At 64.2% G+C, this 23,839-nt stretch carries 19 protein-coding genes, 1 tRNA gene and 1 other RNA gene; 11 read left to right on the top strand and 10 right to left on the bottom strand.

All coding sequences use genetic code 11. From position 1 onward, the window contains the following. Window positions 1–288: 288 nt before the first annotated feature. The gene (locus tag ACX80C_RS16415; protein WP_459327564.1) at window positions 289–3,360 is read left to right on the top strand and encodes a S8 family serine peptidase; all 3,072 of its coding nucleotides are present in this window, start codon (window positions 289–291) and stop codon (window positions 3,358–3,360) included. A gap of 202 nt (window positions 3,361–3,562) precedes the next feature. After that, window positions 3,563–3,841 carry a hypothetical protein gene (locus ACX80C_RS16410; protein ID WP_459327531.1) on the top strand — a complete coding sequence of 93 codons (279 nt, stop codon included), beginning with the start codon at window positions 3,563–3,565 and terminating at the stop codon, window positions 3,839–3,841. Between the two features lie 88 nt (window positions 3,842–3,929). Here ACX80C_RS16410 and ACX80C_RS16405 read toward each other — a convergent pair whose 3' ends face one another. Further along, on the bottom strand, window positions 3,930–5,216 hold the full coding sequence (locus ACX80C_RS16405; protein ID WP_459327530.1) for an aspartate kinase: 1,287 nt from the start codon (window positions 5,214–5,216) through the stop codon (window positions 3,930–3,932). Between the two features lie 195 nt (window positions 5,217–5,411). Here ACX80C_RS16405 and ACX80C_RS16400 point away from each other — a divergent pair, with 195 nt between their 5' ends. Both ACX80C_RS16400 and ACX80C_RS16395 read left to right on the top strand, forming a co-directional pair. Beyond that, window positions 5,412–6,344, top strand: coding sequence for an ABC transporter ATP-binding protein (locus ACX80C_RS16400; RefSeq protein WP_459327529.1), 933 nt, complete (start codon window positions 5,412–5,414; stop codon window positions 6,342–6,344). After that, on the top strand, window positions 6,341–7,468 hold the full coding sequence (locus ACX80C_RS16395; protein WP_459327528.1) for an ABC transporter permease: 1,128 nt from the start codon (window positions 6,341–6,343) through the stop codon (window positions 7,466–7,468). The genes ACX80C_RS16400 and ACX80C_RS16395 overlap by 4 nt, the downstream gene beginning before the upstream one ends. 1 nt (window position 7,469) lies before the next feature. On the opposite strand, the gene ACX80C_RS16390 is transcribed toward ACX80C_RS16395, so the two are convergent. The 6 genes from ACX80C_RS16390 to ACX80C_RS16365 form a co-directional block, all read right to left on the bottom strand. Further along, entirely contained in the window at window positions 7,470–8,195 is a 726-nt protein-coding gene (locus ACX80C_RS16390) for a GNAT family N-acetyltransferase (protein WP_459327527.1), read from the bottom strand. After that, window positions 8,195–8,791, bottom strand: coding sequence for a recombination mediator RecR (gene recR, locus ACX80C_RS16385; protein WP_167990465.1), 597 nt, complete (start codon window positions 8,789–8,791; stop codon window positions 8,195–8,197). Before recR ends, ACX80C_RS16390 begins: the two co-directional genes overlap by 1 nt. Before the next feature lie 42 nt (window positions 8,792–8,833). Then, window positions 8,834–11,857, bottom strand: a complete 3,024-nt coding sequence (locus ACX80C_RS16380; RefSeq protein WP_459327526.1) for a DNA polymerase III subunit gamma and tau — start codon at window positions 11,855–11,857, stop codon at window positions 8,834–8,836. Window positions 11,858–11,866: 9 nt separating this feature from the next. Continuing rightward, a complete protein-coding gene (gluQRS, locus tag ACX80C_RS16375; RefSeq protein ID WP_459327525.1) occupies window positions 11,867–12,787 on the bottom strand; it encodes a tRNA glutamyl-Q(34) synthetase GluQRS in 921 nt (306 codons plus the stop codon). 20 nt (window positions 12,788–12,807) lie between these two features. Continuing rightward, an RNA gene (gene ffs / locus ACX80C_RS16370) (signal recognition particle sRNA small type) lies at window positions 12,808–12,904 on the bottom strand. 17 nt (window positions 12,905–12,921) lie between these two features. Then, window positions 12,922–14,409 carry a glycosyltransferase family 39 protein gene (locus tag ACX80C_RS16365; protein WP_459327524.1) on the bottom strand — a complete coding sequence of 496 codons (1,488 nt, stop codon included), beginning with the start codon at window positions 14,407–14,409 and terminating at the stop codon, window positions 12,922–12,924. Between the two features lie 114 nt (window positions 14,410–14,523). On the opposite strand from ACX80C_RS16365, the gene ACX80C_RS16360 reads away from it, so the two are divergent. After that, a tRNA-Ser gene (locus tag ACX80C_RS16360) sits at window positions 14,524–14,608 on the top strand. A 228-nt stretch (window positions 14,609–14,836) separates the two neighbouring features. On the opposite strand, the gene ACX80C_RS16355 is transcribed toward ACX80C_RS16360, so the two are convergent. Next, window positions 14,837–15,736, bottom strand: a complete 900-nt coding sequence (locus tag ACX80C_RS16355) for an oxygenase MpaB family protein (RefSeq protein WP_459327523.1) — start codon at window positions 15,734–15,736, stop codon at window positions 14,837–14,839. A 138-nt stretch (window positions 15,737–15,874) separates the two neighbouring features. Between ACX80C_RS16355 and ACX80C_RS16350 the strand changes: the two genes are divergently transcribed. After that, window positions 15,875–16,333 (top strand): glutathione peroxidase, encoded by a 459-nt coding sequence (locus ACX80C_RS16350; protein WP_459327563.1) that lies wholly within the window; start codon window positions 15,875–15,877, stop codon window positions 16,331–16,333. Between the two features lie 49 nt (window positions 16,334–16,382). On the opposite strand, the gene ACX80C_RS16345 is transcribed toward ACX80C_RS16350, so the two are convergent. Further along, window positions 16,383–17,243, bottom strand: a complete 861-nt coding sequence (locus ACX80C_RS16345; protein ID WP_459327562.1) for a hypothetical protein — start codon at window positions 17,241–17,243, stop codon at window positions 16,383–16,385. 168 nt (window positions 17,244–17,411) lie between these two features. Between ACX80C_RS16345 and ACX80C_RS16340 the strand changes: the two genes are divergently transcribed. The 5 genes from ACX80C_RS16340 (at window position 17,412) to ACX80C_RS16320 (ending at window position 22,074) form a co-directional block, all read left to right on the top strand. Further along, window positions 17,412–18,032 (top strand): hypothetical protein, encoded by a 621-nt coding sequence (locus tag ACX80C_RS16340; protein WP_459327522.1) that lies wholly within the window; start codon window positions 17,412–17,414, stop codon window positions 18,030–18,032. Further along, complete coding sequence (locus tag ACX80C_RS16335; protein ID WP_459327520.1) at window positions 18,025–19,410, top strand: multicopper oxidase domain-containing protein; 1,386 nt, start codon at window positions 18,025–18,027, stop codon at window positions 19,408–19,410. Before ACX80C_RS16340 ends, ACX80C_RS16335 begins: the two co-directional genes overlap by 8 nt. Continuing rightward, window positions 19,407–21,029 (top strand): multicopper oxidase domain-containing protein, encoded by a 1,623-nt coding sequence (locus tag ACX80C_RS16330; RefSeq protein ID WP_459327519.1) that lies wholly within the window; start codon window positions 19,407–19,409, stop codon window positions 21,027–21,029. Before ACX80C_RS16335 ends, ACX80C_RS16330 begins: the two co-directional genes overlap by 4 nt. A gap of 87 nt (window positions 21,030–21,116) precedes the next feature. Next, window positions 21,117–21,416 carry a type II toxin-antitoxin system VapB family antitoxin gene (locus ACX80C_RS16325; protein WP_167990481.1) on the top strand — a complete coding sequence of 100 codons (300 nt, stop codon included), beginning with the start codon at window positions 21,117–21,119 and terminating at the stop codon, window positions 21,414–21,416. Next, window positions 21,409–22,074, top strand: a complete 666-nt coding sequence (locus tag ACX80C_RS16320; protein ID WP_459327517.1) for a LytR C-terminal domain-containing protein — start codon at window positions 21,409–21,411, stop codon at window positions 22,072–22,074. Before ACX80C_RS16325 ends, ACX80C_RS16320 begins: the two co-directional genes overlap by 8 nt. A gap of 81 nt (window positions 22,075–22,155) precedes the next feature. Here the strand turns inward: ACX80C_RS16320 and aceB are convergent, their stop codons facing one another. Beyond that, window positions 22,156–23,772 (bottom strand): malate synthase A, encoded by a 1,617-nt coding sequence (gene aceB / locus ACX80C_RS16315; RefSeq protein WP_459327516.1) that lies wholly within the window; start codon window positions 23,770–23,772, stop codon window positions 22,156–22,158. Window positions 23,773–23,839: the final 67 nt, after the last annotated feature.

Genomic DNA, 23,839 nt, shown 5'->3' with positions numbered 1-23,839 from the left:
GATCGTTATAAGAACTGTTTTTTGCGCGAGAACCCGGTTAAAGGGCAGGTGACGCCAAGCTCGGTCGACTAATGGTCGACGGCGCGGGGTAGCCTATTCGAGGCTCGGTTGTGATTCAGGGCACAACACCCAAAGTGCACTGGGCTACTTTCAGATCGGTCCGTCCGATCGCGTTTTCCGATGAAAGGTAACCAAAGCGTGAAAGCCCCCCATCATAAGAACCCACGGGCAGGTGGTCTGCGCAGAGCTACAGCTCTCGCCGTCGGCCTTCCGCTGGTTCTCGGTTCCATGGCCGCGACACCGTCCGTCGCCGCTCCCACCGGTCCTGCCACCCAGCAAATTCAGCCGGTCAAGAAGATCAACCCCAAGGACTACCCCGACGGCCGCTACATTGTTGTGCTCAACGAAGAGCCCGCAGCAACGTACGACGGCGGTGTAGCCGGCATTGAAGCTACCAAGCCTGAAAAGGGCGAGAAGCTCAGCGCCGAGGATCCGAACGTACAGAAGTACCAGAAGCACCTTGAGAAGCAGCAGAAAGCTGTGGCCGCCGAGGAAGATGTGGACATCAACCGCACCTACACGGCAGCCATCAACGGGTTCAGCGCAACGTTGACCACGGATCAGGCTGTAGAACTGGCCAAGGACCCTGAAGTGCTCATGGTTGCCGAAGACGTCGAATACGCTCCTGACGACTACTCCAGCGTGGACTTCCTGAACCTCCCGGGTAAGAAGGGCGCCTGGAAGACCCAGTTCGGTGGTGCGAAGAACGCAGGAGCAGGCACCGTGGTCGGCGTCATCGACACCGGTTACGCCCCCGACAACCCATTCTTCCAAGGCAAGAAGGTCAAGCCGCTCAAGGGCAATCAGAAGCCCAAGGTCGGCGAGCCGTACCTGAATGAAGACGGCAACATCGCCATGCTGAAGGCTGACGGCGAAACCTTCGTCGGCGAATGCCAGGCAGGCGAAGGCTTCACCGGCGAAGAGTGCAACTCGAAGGTGATTGCGGCGCAGTACTTCGCTGATGACTTCGTGCGCTTCGTGCCGGAGGAAAACCGCGCCCCGCAGGAACTCCTCTCGCCGATCGACATCGACAACCACGGTACCCACACTGCCAGCACCGCTGCCGGCAATGACAAGGTCACCCAGGTGGTTGACGGCCGCGACTTCGGCAAGCACTCCGGTGTTGCTCCCGCAGCCAAGCTCTCCATCTACAAGGTGTGCTGGGCTGACAATGACCCCAACACCGGTGGTTGCTACGGCTCCGCATCGATTGCAGCCATTAACCAGGCAATCCTCGACGGCGTTGACGTCCTGAACTTCTCGATCTCGGGAAGCACCACGACCACCACCGATCCCGTCTCGCTTGCGTTCCTTTCTGCGACGTCGGCAGGCGTGTTCGTAGCGGCCTCGGCCGGTAACTCCGGTCCCACTGCAAGCACCGTCAACCACGGCGGCCCGTGGATGACAACCGTTGCTGCGAGTACTTTTAGCCACGCGCTGCAGGGCACCGCCGAGTTCTCCGATGGAACCAAGTTCCGCGGTGCCAGCATCATGAGGGAAGGCGTTCCCGCCAGCCCTGTGATCCTGGCAGCAGACGCTGCTGCCGCTGGTGCTGTTGACCCGGCCCTGTGCGCTCCGGATTCGCTTGATCCGGCTGCTGTGGAAGGCAAGATTGTTGTCTGCGACCGCGGCGTCTATGACCGCGTCGCCAAGTCCGCCGAGGTTGACCGTGCAGGCGGTATCGGCATGATCCTGGTGAACCTCGTTGACTCCTCCTCGGACACCGACCAGCACGCCGTCCCGACTGTGCACGTGAACGCTCCCCAGAGCCTCGAGCTCAAGGAGAAGGTTGCTGCCAACCCGGACATCACCGTTGCACTGGTTCCTGAGGACACCACCGGCGATCCGCTGCCTCCCGTCCCGCAGATCGCAGGATTCTCCTCCCGCGGTCCGCTGCTCGCTACCGGCTCCGATCTCCTGAAGCCCGACATCGCGGCTCCCGGTGTAGCAGTTCTCGCCGGCGTTTCGAAGATCGGTTCCGACGGCGCGCAGTTCGGCTTCCTTTCCGGCACCTCGATGGCTTCACCGCACATCGCAGGTGTGGGCGCGCTGATCCTGGCCGAGCGACCCGACTGGTCGCCTGCGGCCGTCAAGTCCGCGATGATGACCACCGCGGATCCTGTGAAGAACGCTGAAGGTGGCGTGGACGGCGACGTCTTCGCAACCGGAGCTGGTCATGTTGATCCGATGAACGTCCTGAATCCGGGATTGATCTACGACGCCGATGCCCGTGACTACCTTGAATTCGTTCAGGGAACCGGACTCGACGTTGGAATCGACGGGCTTGAGGGTGTCGACGCGAAGAACTTCAACGTAGGCTCCTTCGCAATCGGCAGCCTTACCGGCAAGACAACGGTCACCCGTACGGTCACGGCACTCACGCCTGGCCTGTACAGTGCCAGCGCCAACGTGCCGGGCATGAACGTCACCGTCACGCCGTCGATCCTGAACTTCAGCGCTCCCGGCGAGACCCGCACCTTCAAGGTGACCTTCGAGCACGCCGGCGCTCCGCTGGGCGAGTTCACCAAGGGCACTCTGGCCTGGAAGGGACAGAACAAGGTCGTTTCTTCCCCGGTCGCGGTTCGTCCGCAGTCGGTGGTGGCTCCGTCCGAGGTCGCCTTCTCTTCCAATGGTCCTGACGGCAGCGGTGCTATCGAGGTCACTTCCGGAACCAACTCTCCCGTGAACATGACCCTCGAGGGCCTGTCCAAGGCGAGCACCGAGGACCTTTCGCTGGTTCCCGGCCCGGTGGCTGTCGCCAACAACGCGTCGAACTTCCTCACCGAGGTTGAGGTTCCTGAGGGAACGCCGTTCGCCAAGATGTCGGTGCTTTCGGCCGATGACACCGCGGACTTCGACCTGTTCGTGTTCGACCCCAACGGACAGCTCACCCAGGTGGCGACCGCTGCTGCGAGCGAGACCCTGACCCTGAACAACCCGATCCCGGGTACCTACACGGTTGTGGTCAACCTCTACGCCAGCCCTGATGGACGGGCAACCGCTGCTACGTTCGATGCCGCAATCCTCGGCGCCGATGAAGGTAACGCGACCCTGACCCCGAACCCGCTGCAGCTTCCGAACGGTGAAACGGGCGAGGTAACGCTGAACTGGACCGGCCTCGAGCCCGGCTCCTACGTTGGCCGCGTTACCTATGAGGGCTCCACCTCCGTCACCTTCGTGAACGTAGTAGTGAGCGGTTCCGGTACGCCGGAGCTGACACTGCCGCAGATCGACGAGGCGGACAAACAGTTCACCGGACCGCGTAAGGAAATCACTCCGATTCCGGTCATCACCAAGTAATACCCGCGGGACGTCCGCCGACTGAACGGTAGACGTACGTTCCGCACATCGCTCGCACCAGGGAAATGCCCCCGCGACCTCCACCGGGTTGCGGGGGCATTTGCGTGCAGCACTTTCCGCTGTGACGTGGAGCTTTTTGTCGCCGTCGGACCTAAAATTGAGGTACTCGAGCAGCCAAGACCTAGCGAAGAAGGCGATACCCATGGCTGAGAGAACCCGGCGCCGCAGGTTCAGGAGCCCGGCGAGCATCTTCCTCGGACCTGCTGACCGCAGCGATCCTGACGAGCCTGTGCTTCACCGGCATGATGAATTCGAAACCGCATCCGAGACTGAACTGGCGGAACTGGACATCGAGACGGACTCCGACGGACACCACTACGCGGTCCGCAAGCATCCGGATCACCCGACAGCGAAGCGGACGGATCCGGTTCAGAAGTACGCGGACTACCTCAAGGGGCCGGTTCTCCACACGGAGGACTGACCGGGTAAGCATCGAGTCAGCAGGACACGCCGAGTATGGGCATTCCTTACCGGCGTGTCCTGCTGACTCGATGAAGAGAGTTAACGGCTTAGCGCCCTGTGCCCGCGTAGACCGTGGCTACGGCATCGCCGTCGAGATCGAATGCCGCATGCACCGCTCGCACTGCGGCGTCGAGCAGATCGGCACTGGTGACCACCGAAATACGGATCTCGGAGGTGGAAATCATGTCGATGTTCACGCCGGCGTCGGAGAGCGCCCGGAAGAACTTGTAGGACACCCCGGGGTTCGAACGCATGCCGGCGCCAATGAGGGAAAGCTTGCCGATCTGCTCGTCGTATTCGATGCTTTCGTACCCGACATTCCCCTGCGCAGCTTTGAGCGCGGCGAGTGCGTCGGCGCCCTCTACGATCGGCAGCGTGAACGAGATGTCCGTGTGGCCGGACCCGTGGGTGGACACGTTCTGGACGATCATGTCGATGTTCGAGTGCGCACCGGCCACAATCCCGAAGATCTCCGCAGCCTTGCCGGGGATGTCCGGCACGCCGACAACGGTTACCTTCGCTTCGGAACGGTCATGGGCAACACCGGAGATGATGGGCTGTTCCAAGGGTTCTCCCTCTTGAATCTTGATGGTGTCATCGGGGCTGGGCAGAACCCAGGTGCCCTCGAGTTGGCTGAAGGATGAGCGGACGTGCAGTGGCACACCGAACCGGCGGGCATACTCCACGCAACGCAGATGCAGGATCTTCGCGCCGGAGGCGGCCATTTCCAGCATCTCCTCACTGGAGATTGTTGAAATTTTCTTCGCCGTAGGCACCACCCGCGGGTCGGCCGTGTAGACGCCGTCGACGTCGGTGTAGATCTCACAAACGTCCGCGTTGAGTGCCGCAGCCAGTGCCACCGCTGTGGTGTCCGAGCCGCCGCGGCCCAGGGTGGTGATGTCGTTGCTGTCCTGGCTCATGCCCTGGAAGCCTGCGACAATCGCGATATCGCCGCGCTCAATGGACGTCTTGATCCGGTGCGGGGAAACCGCGATGATGCGGGCCTTGCCGTGGATCGCGTCGGTGATCATGCCGGCCTGGCTGCCGGTGAAGGACTGTGCGCTGGAGCCTGCCTCATGGATGGCCATCGCCAGAAGAGCCATGGAGATGCGTTCACCGGCGCTGAGCAGCATGTCCATCTCGCGGGGGGTGGAAGCGCTGCTTACCTGTGCTGCGAGATCAAGCAGTTCATCCGTGCTGTCGCCCATGGCCGAGACGACGACGACAACCTGGTTGCCGGCAGCCTGCGTCTCCACCACGCGCTTCGCCACACGTTTGATGCCCTCGGCATTGGCCACGGAGGAGCCACCGAACTTCTGAACTATTAAGGCCATGCGCACGCTCGCAGAAACTTGAAAACGATGTCCGGCGGCATCCTTGGCGCCCGAAACAGGTTCATGGAATGGGACACTGTACGGCGGTAGCCGCACGGAACAGTTTAACCGTTCCGTATCAACCCGCCGAATTGTGCGTCGAATTGTGCAGTGTTCCAGCGGGAGTTTACTCGAGTCACTTGCTAGGGTCAGTCTATGACCAATGGGTATGGGGGAATCATTGCCAAAGGTATTCAAAGGAGTTTCGGCTCCGTTGCGGCTGTCCGCAATATCGACTTCGAGGCGCCGCCCGGTGAGGTGACGGCGCTCATCGGGCCAAACGGGTCCGGTAAAACAACACTGCTTCTGATGCTCGCTTCACTGCTGGCGCCCGACGCTGGCTCACTCACCGTCGGCGGCGTGGATCCGCTCGAGGACGCCGCGAGCGTCCGTCGCCGGGTCGGTTGGATGCCAGACACCCTCGGCGTGTGGGAATCATTGAAGGCGCGCGAGATCCTGACAACAGTCGGTGCCCTCTACGGCATGACGACGACGGCGGCGAGCCACCGGGCCGCTGAATTGCTCGCTGAGGTGCGGCTCACCGAATATGCGGATGCGCCGGCCAGGGTCCTTTCGCGCGGACAGCAGCAACGGCTCAGCCTGGCCCGGGCGCTTATCCACGATCCTGACGTTCTCCTCCTCGATGAACCGGCATCCGGACTGGACCCCGGGTCAAGGGTGGAGTTACGCATCATGCTCAGGCGCCTTGCTGGTGAAGGTAAGACGGTGGTTGTTTCCAGCCACGTCCTGTCCGAACTGGATGAGATTGCCGACCGCGCGGTGTTCGTGAACCGCGGGGAGTCGGTGAAGAACCAGACCCTGGATGAAGCCGGCACGCAGGTTCGCCGGTATTGCATTCAGGCCGAGCCCATGGGACCACTGGCCGACGCCCTGACCAGCCACGGTGTGACGTTCGAAGCGCGGGGAGATTCGCGGCGCGCTGAGTATCAGGTGCTCCTCAGCAGCACCGAGCAGGCGGCATGGCTGCTTCGCACCCTGGTGATGGCCGACGTCGTGGTCACCGCCTTCGCGCCCGCTGGCGGCGCCCTCGAAGAGACTTACATGAGCCTGGAAACGGAACGGCAATGAGCACACAAATTGTAGAGGAGACGCGCGCCGGGTCACTCGGCTACGTAGCAGGAATTCGCACGGTCTTCGGTCTTGAGATGCGGCAGCGGCTGCGGGGACGCGCCTGGTACATCATGCTGTTGGTGTGGTTTGTGGTCATCGGGCTGGTTTTCATGCTCGCAACGTTGACCATCTCGGCGTCTACCCCCAACAGCAGCGGACCGATCCTGTTCGAGATGATCGTCGGATTTGTACTGTTCTTCGGCTTGCTGGTTGCTCCCGGCCTGTCCGCGAACGCAATCAATGGCGACCGCGCTGCAGGAACGCTGGCGATCCTGCAGGTCACCCTCCTGACACCGGGACAAATCCTGTGGGGCAAATGGCTTGCCTCGTGGGTGGCGTCCCTTGGCTTCCTTGTGCTCAGTACGCCGTTCATCTTCTGGGCTCTCGCGCTGGGCGGGGTCAATCCGGTTGAAGCCTTCGTTTCCCTGATCATGCTGGCGATCGAACTCGGCCTGGTCTGCGCGCTCGGCGTGGGGATCTCTGCACTGGCCGGGCGGCCGCTGTTCTCGATTGTCGCAACGTACATGATGGTCGCGCTGCTGGGGCTGGGGACGCTGATCGCGTTTGCCCTGAGCTTCTCGCTTGTGGAGGAGAAGAACGTCCAGGTCACGCGGTCCTACCCCGACTACAGCAGTCAAAGTTTCGGACCTGACGGCGTCCCGGACGAGGATGAGGTGGAATGCATCACTGAGGAAGTGACAACCAGTGTCTGGCACTCCCAACGGATCGCCTGGTTGCTTGCCGCCAACCCCTTTGTGCTTGTGGCAGACGCAGTCCCGTACGACAGGGGGTCCGATGAGCCGGAGACCGGCGTGTACGGCCCTACCTACCGCATGCCCGGCGTCATGGAAAGCATCAGTCAGCAGGTCCGTGTGGCACAGGCAGGACCGGATTACAACGTGACGTGTGAGGAGTCGCAATTCTTCGGCGGCTCCGGCCGGGACATTGAGAATGAACCCTTCCCGATCTGGCCGCTCGGACTCGCCCTGCAGGGGGCACTCGCGGGCGGGCTTCTCTACCTTGGCCGCCGGAAGCTCGTAACCCCGGTGCGACGGCTCGCGCAGGGAACCCGAATCGCGTAGGTCAGGATTGCGGCTGGACGATGACTTCCCACTGGCCGAACAGCGCGAGGCCTGACGCGATAGCCAACCGAGCTGACGCCTCGTTCTCGCGTTGGCAGCGGTACTGGGTTTCATATCCCAATCGGTGTGCCTGCCGACTGATTGCGCGCACGACGTCACGGCCGTAACCCCTGCCGCGAAAGGCCGGGAGGGTAAGTACGCCGAGGTCCGCCAGCCGCGATCCGTCCCACGGGTACGTGCTCGTTGCGCTCACTAGATCGCCATCCGCGAAGGCCCCGAAGACCATCCAGTGGTCGAGCTCGACGAAGGCTTCATCCTTGTCCGGGCTAGGAGCATTCGATTGGAACCGGGTGAACGCGCCTGCATCCGCCGAACTCAGTTGCCGCACATGCGGTGGATCCGACTCCTCCAGCAAGTCGTGCAGGGCAGAGGTTGGGAAGTGGAAGTAGAGGTCAGGGCTGTGAAGCAGGATTCCTGCCGAGGCCAGTGCGTTCCTGAATATCTCTTCCGGGACTGATGGTCCTGAAAGGTGCAGGCCGGCGAATACCTCGGGCGTAACTGCGGCCCTGATGCTCCCATCCGGCGACCTAAGCACCATTACACGCAGCTTGTCGCTGAGGTCAGGATTGACGATGAGGCTGAAGCCGCCGTCGTCGTACTGTGTGTTGTCCGGCGGGAAGCGGGTCTGCCAGAAGTCGATGACTGGCTGCGGATAGTCGGGCGACATCAGGAAACGGTGCGGCGGCCCTCGAAGGCGCGGCCGAGGGTAATCTCGTCGGCGTACTCGAGGTCGCCGCCCACAGGCAGGCCCGATGCCAGGCGGGTGACCTTGATGCCGATCGTCTTCAGCATGCGGACCAGGTATGTTGCGGTTGCCTCACCTTCGAGGTTGGGGTCCGTTGCGATGATGATTTCCTGAACCTCGTCATCGGAGAGCCGGCTCAACAGTTCGCGGATGCGCAGCTGGTCGGGCCCGATTCCGGCGATGGGGTTGATGGAGCCTCCGAGCACGTGGTACTTCCCGCGGAAGGACCTGGTGCGCTCGACCGCGATGACGTCCTTCGACTCCTCGACCACACAGATGGCTGTCGGATCCCGTCGGGGGTCGCGGCAGATTCCGCAGGTTTCCTGCTCGGCGACGTTCCCGCAGATGGTGCAGAACTTCACCCGCTCTTTGACCGTCACAATGGAGTTGACGAGCCGTTTCATGTCTTCGCCGTCCGCCTCCAGGATGTGGAAGGCGATGCGCTGGGCGGACTTCGGCCCTACACCGGGCAAACGCCCCAGCTCGTCGATGAGCTCCTGAACTGCGCCTTCGTACACGGGTCTCTCTTAGCTGTTGGCGGTGCTGGACTGCGGCGGCGTCTACTGGTCGAGGCTCCGCTCTTCAATCAGACGACCGTTGAGGATCCGTTCGATGGCCCGGCGACCAACGAGCCCTGACTCTTCAAGGGTTTCATCGTCCGCACTCGGTATGTCCTCAACGTAGCTCAAGTCTACGGCCCCACGATCCGGTCGCTGAGGCCGCGCCGCTTCGGCTCGCGCGGCCTCGTCCAGCAACTGCTGGTAGCGGCTCGGGCGGGAGGGAGGCTCGTCCTCGAACGAGGGTTCCTGCGGCCCCGGGTCATCCGGATCGTGGGGTGGTTCGGAAACGCTCCAGTTGCTCGCCGGCGGGGCTTGATGCGCGGTCTTGTCCGTGGCCTCCTGCCCGGTAGCTTCAGCCGGGACCTCAGCCGGCGCTGGGGCGCGCCCTTTGGGTGCGCGGAATTCAGGGCCTGCTTGCTCTGGGGGTGTTGACCGTCCGCGGGGCGCGGTCTCGTCTCCGTCGGAGGCACCCTCGCCGGCCGGCCCGTTTTGCTTGGCTTCGGCGGGCCCTTGGTTGTTCTGCCCGGGCTCGCGCCCGGTTGTTACTTCCCTTGCGGACTCGGCACCGTTGACGACGGCGGACGGCTGGCTTGGCGTGGGCGTTTCGCTGGGTGCCCGTGTGGTGCCTGTCAGACCTGCTCCGGTGGAGGACGCTTCCCGGCGCTGCGCTGCGGGGGCGTCGGATGGAGGTGGCGCCGGGGAGGGACTGCCCGAGGAGGCAACGGAGCTGGTCGGCGGATCCGCAGGGGACGGGCGGCTCGAGGAATCGGTGTCGGACGGAGATTCGGCAGGCGAGGGACTGCCCGGGGAGGCAACGGCGCTGGTCGGAGGACCCGCAGGGGATGGGCGGCCCGAGGAATTAGGAGCGCCGGACGGCAGGCCCCAGGCCTCATCGACAGAGGAGGTAGTTTCCTTGGCTCGATCCGCCGACTGCACAGACGCAGCACCGGGACCGTCTGCCGGCTGGTCCCGGCTAGTAGGTACTTTTGGGTCGGGTTCACCCGCTGCCGCGGCGCCGTCATGGATCGCTTCGATGCTGCAGTTGAGCCCGAGCACCTTACTGATGGCTTGCTTCAGGTTGTCCATGTGCTGACCGCGCTGGAACCCGAGTGCATTGCCCTGCGACGCGAACGCCAGAGTGAGCTGGTTGCCGCTGAAGCCCCTCGGCTTGGCATCTGTGTTTACGTTGAGCCAGGTGCTGCGCTTGATGCTCGCCAACTCGTCCATGATTTCCGGCCACGCACGGCGAATCATCTCGATCTGGCCGGTGCCCTGCTGAGCGGGAGCCTGCGAATCAGTCCCCTGCGGTGCGGGAGGCTGGGATGTGGAAGCCTGAGCTGAGTTCTCTGCGTCGGGCTGCGACGGCGTAGCTTGCTGTTGCGATGCGGATCGCTGGGATGCGGACTCCTCCTGGGAGTCCCCCTGCTGCGAGACGGTTGCCGCGGGAGGAGACTGCTGCGAAGCCTGCTGTTGCACCGGCGACTGCTGCGCTGAGCGTGCATGCTCGGTGGGCAGCGGCGTTGATTCCTGTGCCGATGTCCGCTGGCTGGACCGCTGGGCATCTGGGCGCTGCTCACCGGACGATTCCGGAGGAAGGCCCCACCCGCCGCCCCAGTCGGCAGCACCTGGTTCCTGCGCCGGACCTGTTGTGCGATCCAGTTTCTCCGCCGGAACGGGTGCTTCCTGCGCATTAGGTGCCGAGGGGTCGGCGCTCTCACGCCGGGAATCCGACACCGGGGAGGGTGCTGCTCCGGCTCCCGAAGAAGGCGGCGCCGAGGATGAACCCTCATCAGGCTGTGAACCGGCTACCGGCTGGGGGGAGGCGGGCGCCGTCGTCGTACTGGTTTCAGGGAGGCCACTGGCGTAACTGAGACGGCGTTCGATGCGGTCCACCCGGGCGAGGGTGCCCTGCTCGGATTGGTCCGCCGCGGGCAACAGGATGCGGGCGCACAGCAGTTCCAGGTGGAGGCGCGGCGATGTTGCACCCGTCATCTCGGTGAGCGCGGTGTTGGTGATGTCAGCGGCACGGGAGAGCTCGGCGCGGCCCAGCTGCTGCGCCTGGGTGCGCATACGGTTCAGCTGGTCTTCCGGCACGCCGCGCAGGATGGAGGCCGCGGCGTCGGGCACCGCGTTGACGATGATCAAGTCGCGGAAACGCTCGAGCAGGTCCTCAACGAAACGTCGCGGATCATGGCCTGTCTGGATGACGCGGTCCACGGCTCCGAAAACCGTGGCGGAATCGTCAGCGGCGACGGCGTCCACCACGTCATCGAGCAATGAGGCATGGGTGTAGCCGAGCAGGGAAACAGCAAGCTCATAGTCCAGCCCGGACGAACCGGCCCCTGCCATCAACTGGTCCAGAACCGAGAGCGAGTCGCGGACCGAGCCGCCGCCGGCACGAACAACCAACGACAACACCCCGGGAGCCACCGGAATGTTCTCCTGGTTGCACAGCAGCTCCAGGTAGGCCATCAGCGGTTCGGGCGGCACCAACCGGAACGGGTAATGATGGGTGCGGGAGCGGATGGTGCCGATCACCTTGTCCGGCTCCGTGGTGGCGAAGATGAACTTGATGTGTTCCGGCGGCTCCTCGACGATCTTCAGCAGCGCGTTGAAACCCGCACTGGTGACCATGTGGGCCTCATCTATGATGAAGATCTTGTAGCGATCCCGCACCGGCGCGAAAGTTGCGCGCTCGCGGAGATCACGGGCGTCATCAACACCGCCGTGGGAAGCGGCGTCGATCTCGATGACGTCAAGGCTGCCCGACCCATTGCGTGCCAGTGCGACACAGCTGTCACAGGTGCCGCACGGAACAGGCGTGGGCCCCTGCGCGCAGTTCAGGCAGCGGGCGAGGATCCGGGCGGAGGTGGTTTTGCCGCAGCCGCGCGGGCCGGAAAAGAGATAGGCGTGGTTGACCCGATCCTTGGAAATCGCCGTCATCAAAGGTTCGGTGACGTGCTCCTGGCCGATGACGTCGGAGAAAGTTTCCGGACGGTATCGGCGGTAAAGGGCTGTACTCACAGAAGAACTCTATCGGTTGGGTGCGGCGGCCGCGTCATCGGTGGAGGAGAGGTTGGAGGGGTCCACCACCCATGGTTCCCGGGGTAGTCCGCCGGGGTCAAACGCCTCAAGCGCAGCCTCAAGTGACGTATCCGGAAGGCCCAGCGAGCGGAGAATCAACGCGCGGATCTGCGGGACTTCCCAGCCCTGGGCGGTGAGTGTTTCGAGGGTGACCGAACCATCCCGCTTGGCCAGCCGGCGCCCTTCCGGGTTCAGCGCGATCGGGACGTGTGCGTACTCCACTTCCGGCAGTTCGAGGAGGGATCCCAGGTGTGCCTGCCTCGGCGCCGAACTCAGTAGGTCCTCGCCGCGCACCACCTGGTTGATGCCCTGTTCCGCATCGTCGACGACGACGGCCAGGTTGTACGCAGGCACACCGTCATTCCGCACCACAACAAAGTCATCGACGGCGCCCGTGTAGGAACCGTGCAGGAGGTCGCGGACCTCGTAGGAGTCGACGTCGGCACGCAGCCTGAGGGCTGCAGGCCTGACCGAGCGTGCGGCTTCCCGCTCCGACTCCGAGAGATTCCGACACGTACCGGGATAGTGGCCCGGCAGGATGTGCGGTGCGGACGCAGCCTCCGCAATGTCCCGCCGTGTGCAGAAGCACTCGAAAAGGTGACCGTTACTCCGAAGGCGCGTGACGGCGTCGTCGTAATGGTGCAGCCGCTCGCTCTGGCGACTGACCTCGCCGTCCCAGGAAAGCCCGCCGGCGGTAAGCTCGGCGAGCTGGGCGGCTTCGGCTCCGGCGCGCACCCGGTCGAGGTCCTCGACGCGCAGCAGGAAACCCCTGGCGGTGGAGCGGGCGAACAGCCACGCGAGGATGGCCGTACGCAGGTTGCCCAGGTGCAGCTCGCCGCTGGGGCTTGGTGCGAATCGGCCGGCACCCACGGGTTCACCTCCTGCGAAAATGAGAAGACCCCTCATGCACCTGCCAGAGCCCGCTTACCCTTGCTACCTTCCGGTCCTGGGGGAGTTCAACAGGATGACACCACATGAGGGGCCGGGAAATAGTCTACAGGCTCTCAATCGAAGTGCCGAAATACGGGCCAGAGCTCGCTCCACGGGGCAATCGGGCCGGTACAGACGGTGATCGGCCGGCCCTGTTCCTCGTTGTCCACGCCAACTCCATTGTCGAGCGTCGCAGCAGTTTCGCACCGCTCGAACTGCTGCGCCACGATGCGGATCTGCCCGCCGACGATGACCGCCGTCGTCGTCCGGTCCGGCGGCACGCCCTCGAAGTACAGCTGGTTGTGGCCGCTGTAGGGCATCGGCAGCCCGAGCTCCGGCCCATAGCGAGCCACTGCTCCGGCCTCGCCGTAGTTACTGGTGATGATCACGGCGTCCTCCGGCTGTTGCGCGTACACGTCCGCGATCTGCTCCACATATCTCGGCCAGCCCACCTGGTCCGCGGCGAGCTGATTGATATCGGGGACAGGGCTGTTTCCAAGAACGGAAACCGGCAGCAGCGGCAGCGCGATAACCGCTGACACAACCGAATTCACGACGACGGCGACAACCGCACCCGCGCGCCAGCCCGGACGCCCCTGCAGTAACTCCGCCACCGGCACGCACCCGGCTGCGAAGAGGACCGCCAGCAGACCGTAGGGATAGTAGATCTGTCCGCCCGCAACGAAAGCGAAGGCAAGGAGGAACGGGAACGCTGCCGCCAGGAACCGTGCCTTCCGCCATTGTGGGCGTCGGAACAGGGCAACCATGCCGGCAACCCAGACGGGCACCAGCGGCGGCCCGAGCAGGAGGAACAGGAAAGGCCACATCAGAACGCGTACCTCCCCGGCGTTGTTTTCCGTGAGAGCGGCGCCCATGGCGAGCTGCGGCCAGTCGTTCAACGCCTGGTAGATGAGGTTCGGGGAGCCGATCACCAGCGCGACGACGGCGGCCACCAACGCTCCCTTAGACCAGAGCATTCGTCTTGGTCCGGCAACCAGGAGTCCCAGTGCGAGGGAGATGAGCAGTCCCGCGATGAGCAGCTTATTGTACATGCTGAGGCCCACCAGGACGCCGGCGGCGAGCCACCAACGGTCTTCGCCGCGGAGAATCGCACGGAGGATCAACAGGCAGACGGCGGGCCACACGAACAGATCGAACGAGGCTGTCAGCATCACGTGCCCCATCAGCAGGGGCATCGACGCGAAGGCGAAGGCCCACGCGCACAGGGTTTGCGCTGTGCTGTTGCCGCCGAGCTCGCGGGTGATCAAAGCGACGACGAGAACCGAGGCCGCCGCCGCGAGGGTTGCCGGTATGCGGATGAACCAGACCTCGTCCACGATTTCACTCAGGAACTGTACGAGGAGGGGACTGAGCGGCGGCTGGTCCACGTAGCCCCACGCGGGTTCGAGCATCCGGAAGTACAACTCATCGCGGTGGTAGCCGTACTCCCAGCTGGTGACAGTGAGGACCAGGGCCAGGGTTCCCGCCGCCAGGAATACCGGCACATCTGTCCTGCGCCGGTGTAGCTGCGCAGTTCTCAGAGGCGTACGGGTGCCGTCCATGCCTTGAGTATGCGGCAGCGCGGGGATCGATCCAAGGAGCGCAGTGGTTGAGCCGATGCGCACGGATTCGGCGGTTCACCGTTGTTTGGGTATTCTGGTATCTGCTCCAAATTAGGAGGATTCGCCTAGCGGCCTATGGCGCACGCCTGGAACGCGTGTTGGGTTAACGCCCTCGGGGGTTCAAATCCCCCATCCTCCGCTTTTCCATACAGGTTCACCCCGGTCCTCGGACCGGGGTGAACCTGTTTCTGGAGCGACGCACTACGGATGTATAAACGCATTCCGGCTGAATGACACCGAAAGGACCCGGTCGCTGGTCCGTAACGCGTCAGCAAAGCCGGAACGCGGTTCAGGACGTTGCGCGCGGGCACAACCCGGCCAGACACAACCTCGCCAGGCACAACCCGGCCAGACACAAGCCGCACCACTAACCCGTCACCCGCCGGATCCGCCGCAAGGCCGCCCCCTCACTTGGCCCCTGCCGTCCCAGGCCCAGCTTGAGGACGCCCAGCACCAGCATCACTGCCGGCTTCACGGGCAGCCTGACCGGCCCCAGATGGGGCAGCCTTAGCCCAAGCAGTTCGCGCTGCCGAGGTGTCAACGTGGCTACGGCGCCGGCGAACAGGATCCGATAGCCGAGCCGCTGCGACCGCGGAAGGGGCGGACGTTTGATGTAGACCAGCGCGTCCTGGACCTGGTCGCTTGAAGCGAGTTCGTCGTCGTACTTTGCCAGTTGGGCTCGCAGTTCAGCAACGCTCCGCGGCGGATCGGAAACCCCCATGAGTTCACCGGCTACCGCCCACTGTTCGACGTACTCGTCAGCGCCCCCCGGAAACCGGAGCCCATACCGTTGGTGCGCCGCGAGGAAGGCGTCCGTGAACGCCAAATGAACCCAGCGCAGCAAATGCGGATCGTTCGCGCTGTAGGGATGCTTGACGCCGTCAGCTCCCACATAAGTTCCGGTCACCTTCTCATGCAGCCGACGCACCCAGCCGGAGGCGTCGCGGGCGGCATCGGTGGATCCATAGGTCACTGTGAAGATCCAGCGGATGGTGTTGGCGAGCCGGCCCAGGGGATCGTCTCGAAAGTCGGAGTGTGCATAGACACCGGCCATCGCGCCCGGATGCAGCGCCTGCAACAGGAGCGCGCGGATGCCGCCGACAGTAGGCGTCATTGAACCGTGCACCGCCCAGACCGCGGAATCGGGGGAGAAGTAGCCGACGTCGTCGCCCTCGGCCAGTTCCTCCGTCCAGCGGGGCGGTTCAGCGCCGGCGCCGGTAAAGGTGTTCTTCAGCTCCACGCGAAGGCGGGTCAAAGGTGAAACCATGGCTCCAGTATGCGGCGTATCGCGGCGCGGGGCAGCCCATCCAATCCGGCCCCGTCAACGAACCAGTTGCGAAGTCGCACAAACACCCACGAAGGAGCCCGCGTGCCCGCCCAGAACCTGCACGACATCCCACTGACCATGATCGACGGCTCCGAAAGGAGCTTCGGCGAATTCAAGGGCAAGACCGTGCTGGTGGTAAATGTGGCCTCCCAATGCGGTTTCACGCCGCAATATAAGGCCCTCGAAAAGCTCCATCGCAAGTACGCCGGGAAGGACTTCGTTGTGCTTGGCGTACCGAGCAACCAGTTCCTCAGCCAGGAACCGGGCACGGACGAAGACATCCAGGCCTTCTGCTCAAGCACCTTCGACGTGACCTTCCCGCTGACCAGGAAGACCGACGTCCGCGGCCGCAACCAGCACCCGCTCTACGCCGAGCTCACCAAGTTCAAGAACGGCATCCTGCCGGGTTTTGTGAAATGGAACTTCGAAAAATTCCTGGTGAACGACGACGGCGCCGTGGTCGCGCGGTTCGCCCCCACCGTCGAGCCGGACTCGGAGGAAGTGGTCACCGCGATCGAGAAGGCGCTTACGTCCTGACTCCTCGCATCGAGTCAGTAGCAATGACCAGAATCCGGCGGAAAGTTAGCTATTCCTGCTGACTCGATGAGGTAAGTAGCGTGTCGGCGCAGCGAAGCAGGAAGGCGGCGCCGGCGTCGTCGTGCGTGAGATCCCCCTCCGTAAGGACGGGGTAGGGCTTCTCCGGCACACCATCCGCGGGCCGGACGTCCACGTGCGCCACACTGTAGCCGTGCTCGTGCAGGTAGTCGGCCATGGCGTAGTCGGTCCGGGAGTCGCCGACCGTGCGCCAGTGAAGCGGGATATCCTCGTCCAGCAACCCCAGCGCGCGCTCCGCACCGAGGTCCTTGCCCACCCGGACCGATTCGATGTCCGTGGAGATGATGGTGGGATCCACGCGGTAGTCGATGCTGTCATCGCTGTCCGGGAGATGGTGTGAGAGCCGGCAGACGCCCATGTCGAAATGCTGCATGATCCCCAGCACTGCTTCATCGAACGGGCCTTGCCGGTCCAGATAGTCCTCGTTGCCGACGTCCACCCGCTGCTCGATCGAAACCATGGCCCGCTTGGTCTCGTCGAAGAACATATGGTCCGCGAACTGCTCCTCCACGAGCCTCCGAACCTCATCACCGAACTCGGCGGGCAGCGCGAGGCTCTCATCGATATGAAGGTCCGTAGGCCCATCGGCGCTGAAGCTGAACCACGTAGAGCCCTTCTCGCAGATGGCATGGAACGTGATGCCGTCCGGGATACCGGCAGCGAGCATCGGCGTCATGACCTCATCGCGGATGAAGGCATCCGAGCGCCCGGTGTTGAAGATGACCGGCCATCCGGCGCCGGCCAGAGCCAGCAGCGCGTTGATGATCTCCGGACGGACCGTCCGTGAAACGGGGCTGGCCACCGGCCCATCGACGTCGAGCAGCAGGCCCATCGGAGCAGAAACAGGTACGGAGGAAGTCACCGCCCCAGTATCCGGCGAACTGCGCGCCCGCACGAAATCGGTGACGGTTCACCAAGACGGTGCTGTGCAGGGTTTCCCCAAGGTCACGAACCGACAATTACAGCCTGCAGCATCCACGCAAGACAGCAAAGGCAAGCGATGACAATCGAGGACATCGCGGCGCCCGGGCGGGATGCGGCTGACCTATTGCCTGGGGAGGCAGCCGATAATCCCAACGGGCTGACGCGGAGAGTATTTGGCATCCTGATCGGTGCCGGCACGGTAGGCGCCGTAGCGGGGTGGACCATAGTGTCCGCAACCGGCGGCACCGAGGAGGTTCCGACGTCGTTCGGTGCCGTTCGCATAGTGGCCGCCGAGCGGCAGGCTCGCCTGGCGGGAACGAACCCGGGCGCCTCCCACGCAGCACACAGCGGAGCGCCGCCAGGATCTGCACTCCAGCCCTTCAACCACACCTGGGGAGAGCATGTGGCCGTGAAGCTCGAGGTACGCAACACCTCGCCGCGGAACGTGCTCTTTGCTGCCGGGCAGCTCCGGCTGATGGTCGGGGAGTCGATCACAGTGACCAACCGCGCCGCGGACGTGCTGAAGGATGTCCTCGCCGCTGGTTCCAGCCGCAACTACTGGATCAGCTACCTGGTTCCCATCGGCGCCACGCGGCTGGCGGGACAGTTCATCGACCCCAGAGGCGGCGAGCCTCTGACCCTTGCCCTTCCGAATATTTCTTTGCGACCCGGCTCCCTGGAGGGCGACCATGCCTGAGCAAGTACCTCCCGAAATCCTCGCCCGGGGCGACCTCCTCAAACTGGGGGCCGCCGCCGGGCTGGGGTTCTCGGCACTCCCGCTGGTCCCGTCGGCACCGCCCCAGCGGACGGCGCGGACACCGCTACCGCTCGCCCTCGCCCCGATCCCCGGCGTGCTGGACCTCTACATCAACGAGGGCTACCTGAAAATGGTGGACGACACCCTCGTCTACCATCGTGGCTTCGGCAGCAGGCCCACCGACGTTGACGACCCCAACCCCAGCCTCCGCATGCCATCCACGGTCATCACTGCGGACGGTGCGGTGGTTCCGAGCCGCAGCTACCCGCTCGGCGCGCCCCTGCCGCCCCGCGGGACACCGGCTCCGTTCAGTCCGGACGCGGCCAACCCCGGCCAGTTCTTCATCTTCCGCGAGTACTGGGCGAGCTTCTTCCCGGAGCGCACCATCATTGCCGAGTGGGGAAGTACCCTTCGCTTCCGGATCCAGAACCGGTTGGGCAAACCCCACACGTTCACGCTGCACGGTGCAGGGCCCGACGGCGGCGACCTCACCACCGGGCCCATAGCCCCGGACGCCGTGGCTACCCTGGAGTTTCCGTGCCCCGAGCCCGGAACGTACATCTTCGCGGACCCCACGAACGCCCCGGTGGAGCGGGTGCTCGGCCTGTTCGGGGTGCTGGTGGTGATGGACCCGGACTGCCGGTGGGATATCGCGACGGACCGGGCCTCGTTCGAACGGCAGTGGGTGTGGATCTGTCATGCGATCGAGCCGCGCTGGGCCGCCCTGGAAGCCGCCGGCCAGACCGTAAATCCCGCACAGCAACGGGCCGTTCCGCGGTACTTCACGCTTAATGGCCGCAGCGGTTTCGAGTCCCTGGGAATCACGTTCGACGACGCCCTCAACCTCGCCAGCGAGGAAGAGACGCTGATCTCCGGTTACCCGAGGCAGCTCGACGTGCGGCAATTCGGGGAGGGATCCGAAGTCGGCACCCTCCGTGGCGGGCAGTTGGTGCGTCTGATCAATCCCGGAATCGTCTTCCACCAGATGCACTTCCACGGGAACCACATCTGGACGGTGCGACGGAACAATGTTGACTGGCCGCGCCATGAGGGCTTTGTCGACGCCGACGGTCACGTGGTGTTGCAGCAGTGGGAAGACGTCGTCGAACTCGAGCCGATGGACCGCAAGGACTGCATCATCCCCATCAAACGGCCGCCGGACGCGATTGATCCCGTGTGGTTCGCACGCACCGGCGACTGGGTCTACCCGATGCACTGCCACGCCGAGCCGACGCAGACCGCCGCCGGCGGCCTCTACCCGGGCGGCCTGGTTGCCCACTGGACCCTCAAAGGCCCCAATTCGGGAGGTGCGGAATGAGTATCTTCAACCGCGGACGCTCCGAGCGGCGATCGGACCGTGACTCCCGCCGATCCGTGCGAGCCGTCGAACGGCAGCAGGAACTCGCTGCGCGGCGCCGACGGGAGGAAGAACGACGACGGGAAGTGGAGCAGCGACGGGAAGCCGAACGTCGTCGGGAAGCCGAGCGACGGCGTGAGACGGAGCGCCGGGAGGCGGCCGAGCGGAAGCGTGAGGAGGAGCGACGGCCCGAGGCCGAGCGACGACGGCAACGGCCCACGCCGTCACCCACGCCCTCACGAAAGCCAAGCCCGACGGCGAAGCCCACAACGCGTAAACCCTCGCCGAGCCCGCGGCCCACGACGGTGAAGCCGACGGCGACCGCCATGCCGTCGCCGTCGGATGGGCCTACCGCAAGCGACAAGTCGAGCGCGACGGCCAAGCCGTCGTCGTCGGCCGCTGCCACCGCCACCGCCACAGCGACGCCGTCCGAGAGCGCCGAACCTACCGAGCCGCCAGCCCAGGCACCGGAAGGAACGCTGAGCCACCGCTTCCGCAGTCAGGTGGACTTCAGTTCGGACCAGCTCGAAGTCAACGACCCCGTCACGGAGTTTCCGCAGACGCCTGCGCTCGCCGTCGAACTCGACTTCCACAGCCGGGACCTGCGCATGGACGACGGCGCCGAATTCGAGATGTGGAGCTTCGAGGACGAACGGTATGAACGCGGTTTTCCGGCACCGTTGCTCCGCCTGGAAGAGGGCAAGGTTTTCCACGCCACGGTTCACCCGAGCAAGGGCCCGCACACCATCCACTGGCACGGCATGGAACCAGATCCCCGTAACGACGGCGTGGGGCACACTTCGTTCGAGGTGGACGGCCGCTACACGTATCAGTTCCAACCGGAGGCCGGGCGGCCAGGCGATCCCAACTACGGGGCCGCCGGCACGTATTTCTACCACTGTCACGTGAATACGCCGCTGCATGTGCAGATGGGCATGTTCGGCCCGCTGGTGATAGACCCCGTGGTGCATCCCGCCTACCCGGTAAGTCCCGGCTCGAGGCGGGCATTCGTGGACGGCCCGGAATACGATATCGATACGGAAGCGCTGCTGACCCCTTACTCGCTGGACCCGCGGTGGCATGAAATGAACCACGCCGAAGGCCTCTCGGGGGAGGACGCCGGACTCAACCGGTTTGAGCCCACACACTTCTACGTGCTTGGCGGCGAACTCGCGAGGCGTCCAGCGGGCAGGGAAAGGGTCTGGAGCCTCTCGCACCTTCGCGCGAATGTTGACGGCGGCCCACGCAAACCGACGCTGCTGCGCACGGTCAACGGCAACTACCTACCGAACACGATCTACTTCACGGATGCGACCGGAGCTGAGGTAAAGATCGCGGAACTGATCTCGCACGATGGCAGGCCCTTCCGCGACACGTCCATGCCCGGGCAGCCCTCGCCAACCTGCGCACAGTCCGGCTACCCGCTGCACACCAGCCGGCTCGCCTACGGCGCGGCCGAGCGTTACGACATGCTGCTGCACCCCAAGACGCCCGGGCAGTACTTCCTGCGGATCGAATGGGAGGACTGGATCACCGGCCGGATCATGGCTACCCGCACTATTCCGATCACGGCCTCCTGAGGCTTTCGGCGTAACCTTTTGGCCACGACAGGTGGGCGCGCGGACACGTACGTTCCCTTGCGGCAATATCTTGCCTAGGCTGTATTGGTGATCTTCAAAGCAGTCAGTGACGGACGCCCCTATCCCGACCACGGACACGTGACCCCAAAGGACTGGGCCAACGTCGCCCCACGTCAGGTTCGGCTGGATGAACTTGTCACCACCAAAACCACCCTCGACCTCGAGGCTCTGCTTGCAGAAGATTCGACGTTCTTCGGTGATCTCTTCCCGCACGTGGTGCAGTGGAATGACACCCTGTACCTGGAGGACGGCCTCCACCGCGCAGTCCGCACCGCGCTTCACCAGCGCACAATCCTGCACGCACGCGTGCTCGTGATCGATGGCTAGGAAACCGAAGCAGAAGCCTGTCCGGTCCAAGAAGAACCCGATCGAATGGCATGGCCACCGGATAGTCACCGAGAATGACCTCGACACAGTATTTGCCGACGACGGCAACGTGGAACGCCCGCACATCTACATGCGCAGGCTCAGGCACGGTGTGGTGTTGGTCCTACTGGTGGGGCTGTTAACTGCAGCAGTCCTGTTTGCGTTGGCATTGGCTCGCGGCGACATTCAGCTCACCGCCAACGAGCCCAGTTCTGAACCCGCCGCCGCTTGCCCGGGCGGCCCCTTTGACCTGGTTGACCCTGCGACTGTCACTGTGAACGTCCTGAACAGCACGAGCATTGAGGGCCTGGCCGGCAACGGCGCCGCGGCACTCGAAGAACGCGGCTTCACCGTAGGGGCCATCGGGAACCGTTCGGTTGTCCGCAGCAACATGACCGCCATTGTGATCTCCGGTCCCACAGGTTACGCACCGGCGTTCACCCTGCAGAGGATCATTCCCGGGTCGGTATACGTGGAGGACGATCGCACGGAAGCAACCGTCGACGTCGTACTCGGATCGGAATATGAGGCACTGGTGCCCGCCGAGGAAGTCAACCCCGAACCGGGTGGTTTGGTCTGTGAGTTGCCCTCTACCGCCAGCGCAACGCCGGAGGGCTAAGTCACCCCATGTATCGAGTCAGCAGAAATAGCTGATCTATCGCGAGATTTCAGCTATTTCTACTGACTCGAATGTGGAGGGCTACCGCTGCAGCGCAGGTGCAGGGAGCCTGCCGGCGCAGAGATGCCGACCGTACGCGGGAAGCGTCAGGAACTCCGGGAACTCATCGCCAAGGGCCACCTCTTCGAAGAGCCGGCGGGCGTCGTCGAACCGGTCCTCGTCGAAGCGGGGCAGCCGCCCGAACTCCTCCTCCAACAGCTCCGACACCCATTTGCGCGTAACGATCTCGCCCGTGTCCGTCACGGCGTGAACGTGGATCCACTGCCAGATCTGCGAGCGGGAGATCTCTGCGGTCGCGGCATCCTCCATCAGGTTCTTCAGCGTCACCGCACCGTTTCCGCGCAGCCACGTCTCAAGGTAGCGCACGCCGACTTCCAGGTTGGTGCGGACTCCTGCCTCAGTGATCAGTCCCTGCGTGCCGGTGAGGTCCAGGAGGGCGCGGTCATCAGGAACGACGTCGGTGCGTTGCTTCTTCAGCTGGTTCGCCCGGTCGCCAAGAACGACGTCGAACACGGCCTTCGCCGCCGGCACCAGGTCCGGATGGGCCACCCAGGAGCCATCGAAACCGTCTGAGGCCTCGCGCATCTTGTCCGTGTGCACCTTTTCGAGTGCGACGGCGTTGGCCGCTTCGTCGCGCCGGTTCGGTACGAATGCTGACATGCCTCCGATGGCATGTGCCCCGCGTCGATGGCACGCCCGTACCAGCTGCTCGGTGTAGGCGCGCATGAAGGGTGCGGTCATGGTCACCATGGTGCGGTCCGGGAGGACGAAACGCGGTCCGCGGAGGCGGAAGTTCTTGATGATGGAGAAGATGTAATCCCAGCGGCCGGCGTTCAGGCCGGAGGAGTGCTCGCGCAGTTCGTAGAGGATCTCCTCCATCTCGAACGCAGCGGTGATGGTCTCAATCAGCACCGTCGCACGGATAGTCCCGCGTGGGATGCCGAGGATTTCCTGCGCCTGGATGAAGACGTCGTTCCACAGCCGGGCCTCGAGATGGTTCTCCAGTTTGGGCAGGTAGAAGTACGGTCCGCGTCCCTGTTCGATGAGGGTGCGGGCGTTGTGGAAGAAGTGGAGCCCGAAATCTACGATGCCACCGGAGACAGGTTCGCCGTCGATCAGCAGGTGCTGCTCCGGCAGGTGCCAGCCGCGGGGGCGCAAAACTACGGTGGGCAACTTCTCGCCCAGCCGGTACTCCTTGCCCTCCTCGGTGGTGAAATCGATGCGGCGGTTCAGGGCGTCCTGCAGGTTCAGTTGTGCGTTGATGACGTTGGACCAGGTGGGCGTCAAAGAGTCCTCAAGGTCCGCGAGCCACACGTTCGCGCCCGAGTTCAGGGCGTTGACGGTCATCTTCCGGTCAACGGGGCCGGTGATCTCCACCCGGCGGTCCTCCAGGCCGGGAGCCGGCGGCGCAACCTGCCAGCCGTCGTCGTTCCTTATGTGCGCGGTATGGGGCAGGAAACCGGGATCCTCGCCGCGGGCGATGCGGCTGCGGGTTTCCCGCCTGCGCTGCAGCAGCTCCTGGCGGCGTGGCTCGGCTGCGGTGTGGAGCCGGCGGAGGAACTCAAGCGCTTCGGGGGTGAGGATCTCGTGCTGGCGGGGGATCGGCGGTGCGGTCAGTGTGATGCCGTTGATGTTCATGAGGTGCTCCTGGGTCTATGTCATCGAGTTGGCAGGACACGCCGTGAAAGGGTGCCCATAAAAGGTG

This window comes from Arthrobacter tecti, assembly GCF_054511355.1.
Note: the sequence above shows the minus strand (reverse complement) of the source record. Positions and strands in the feature narration are given on the sequence as shown.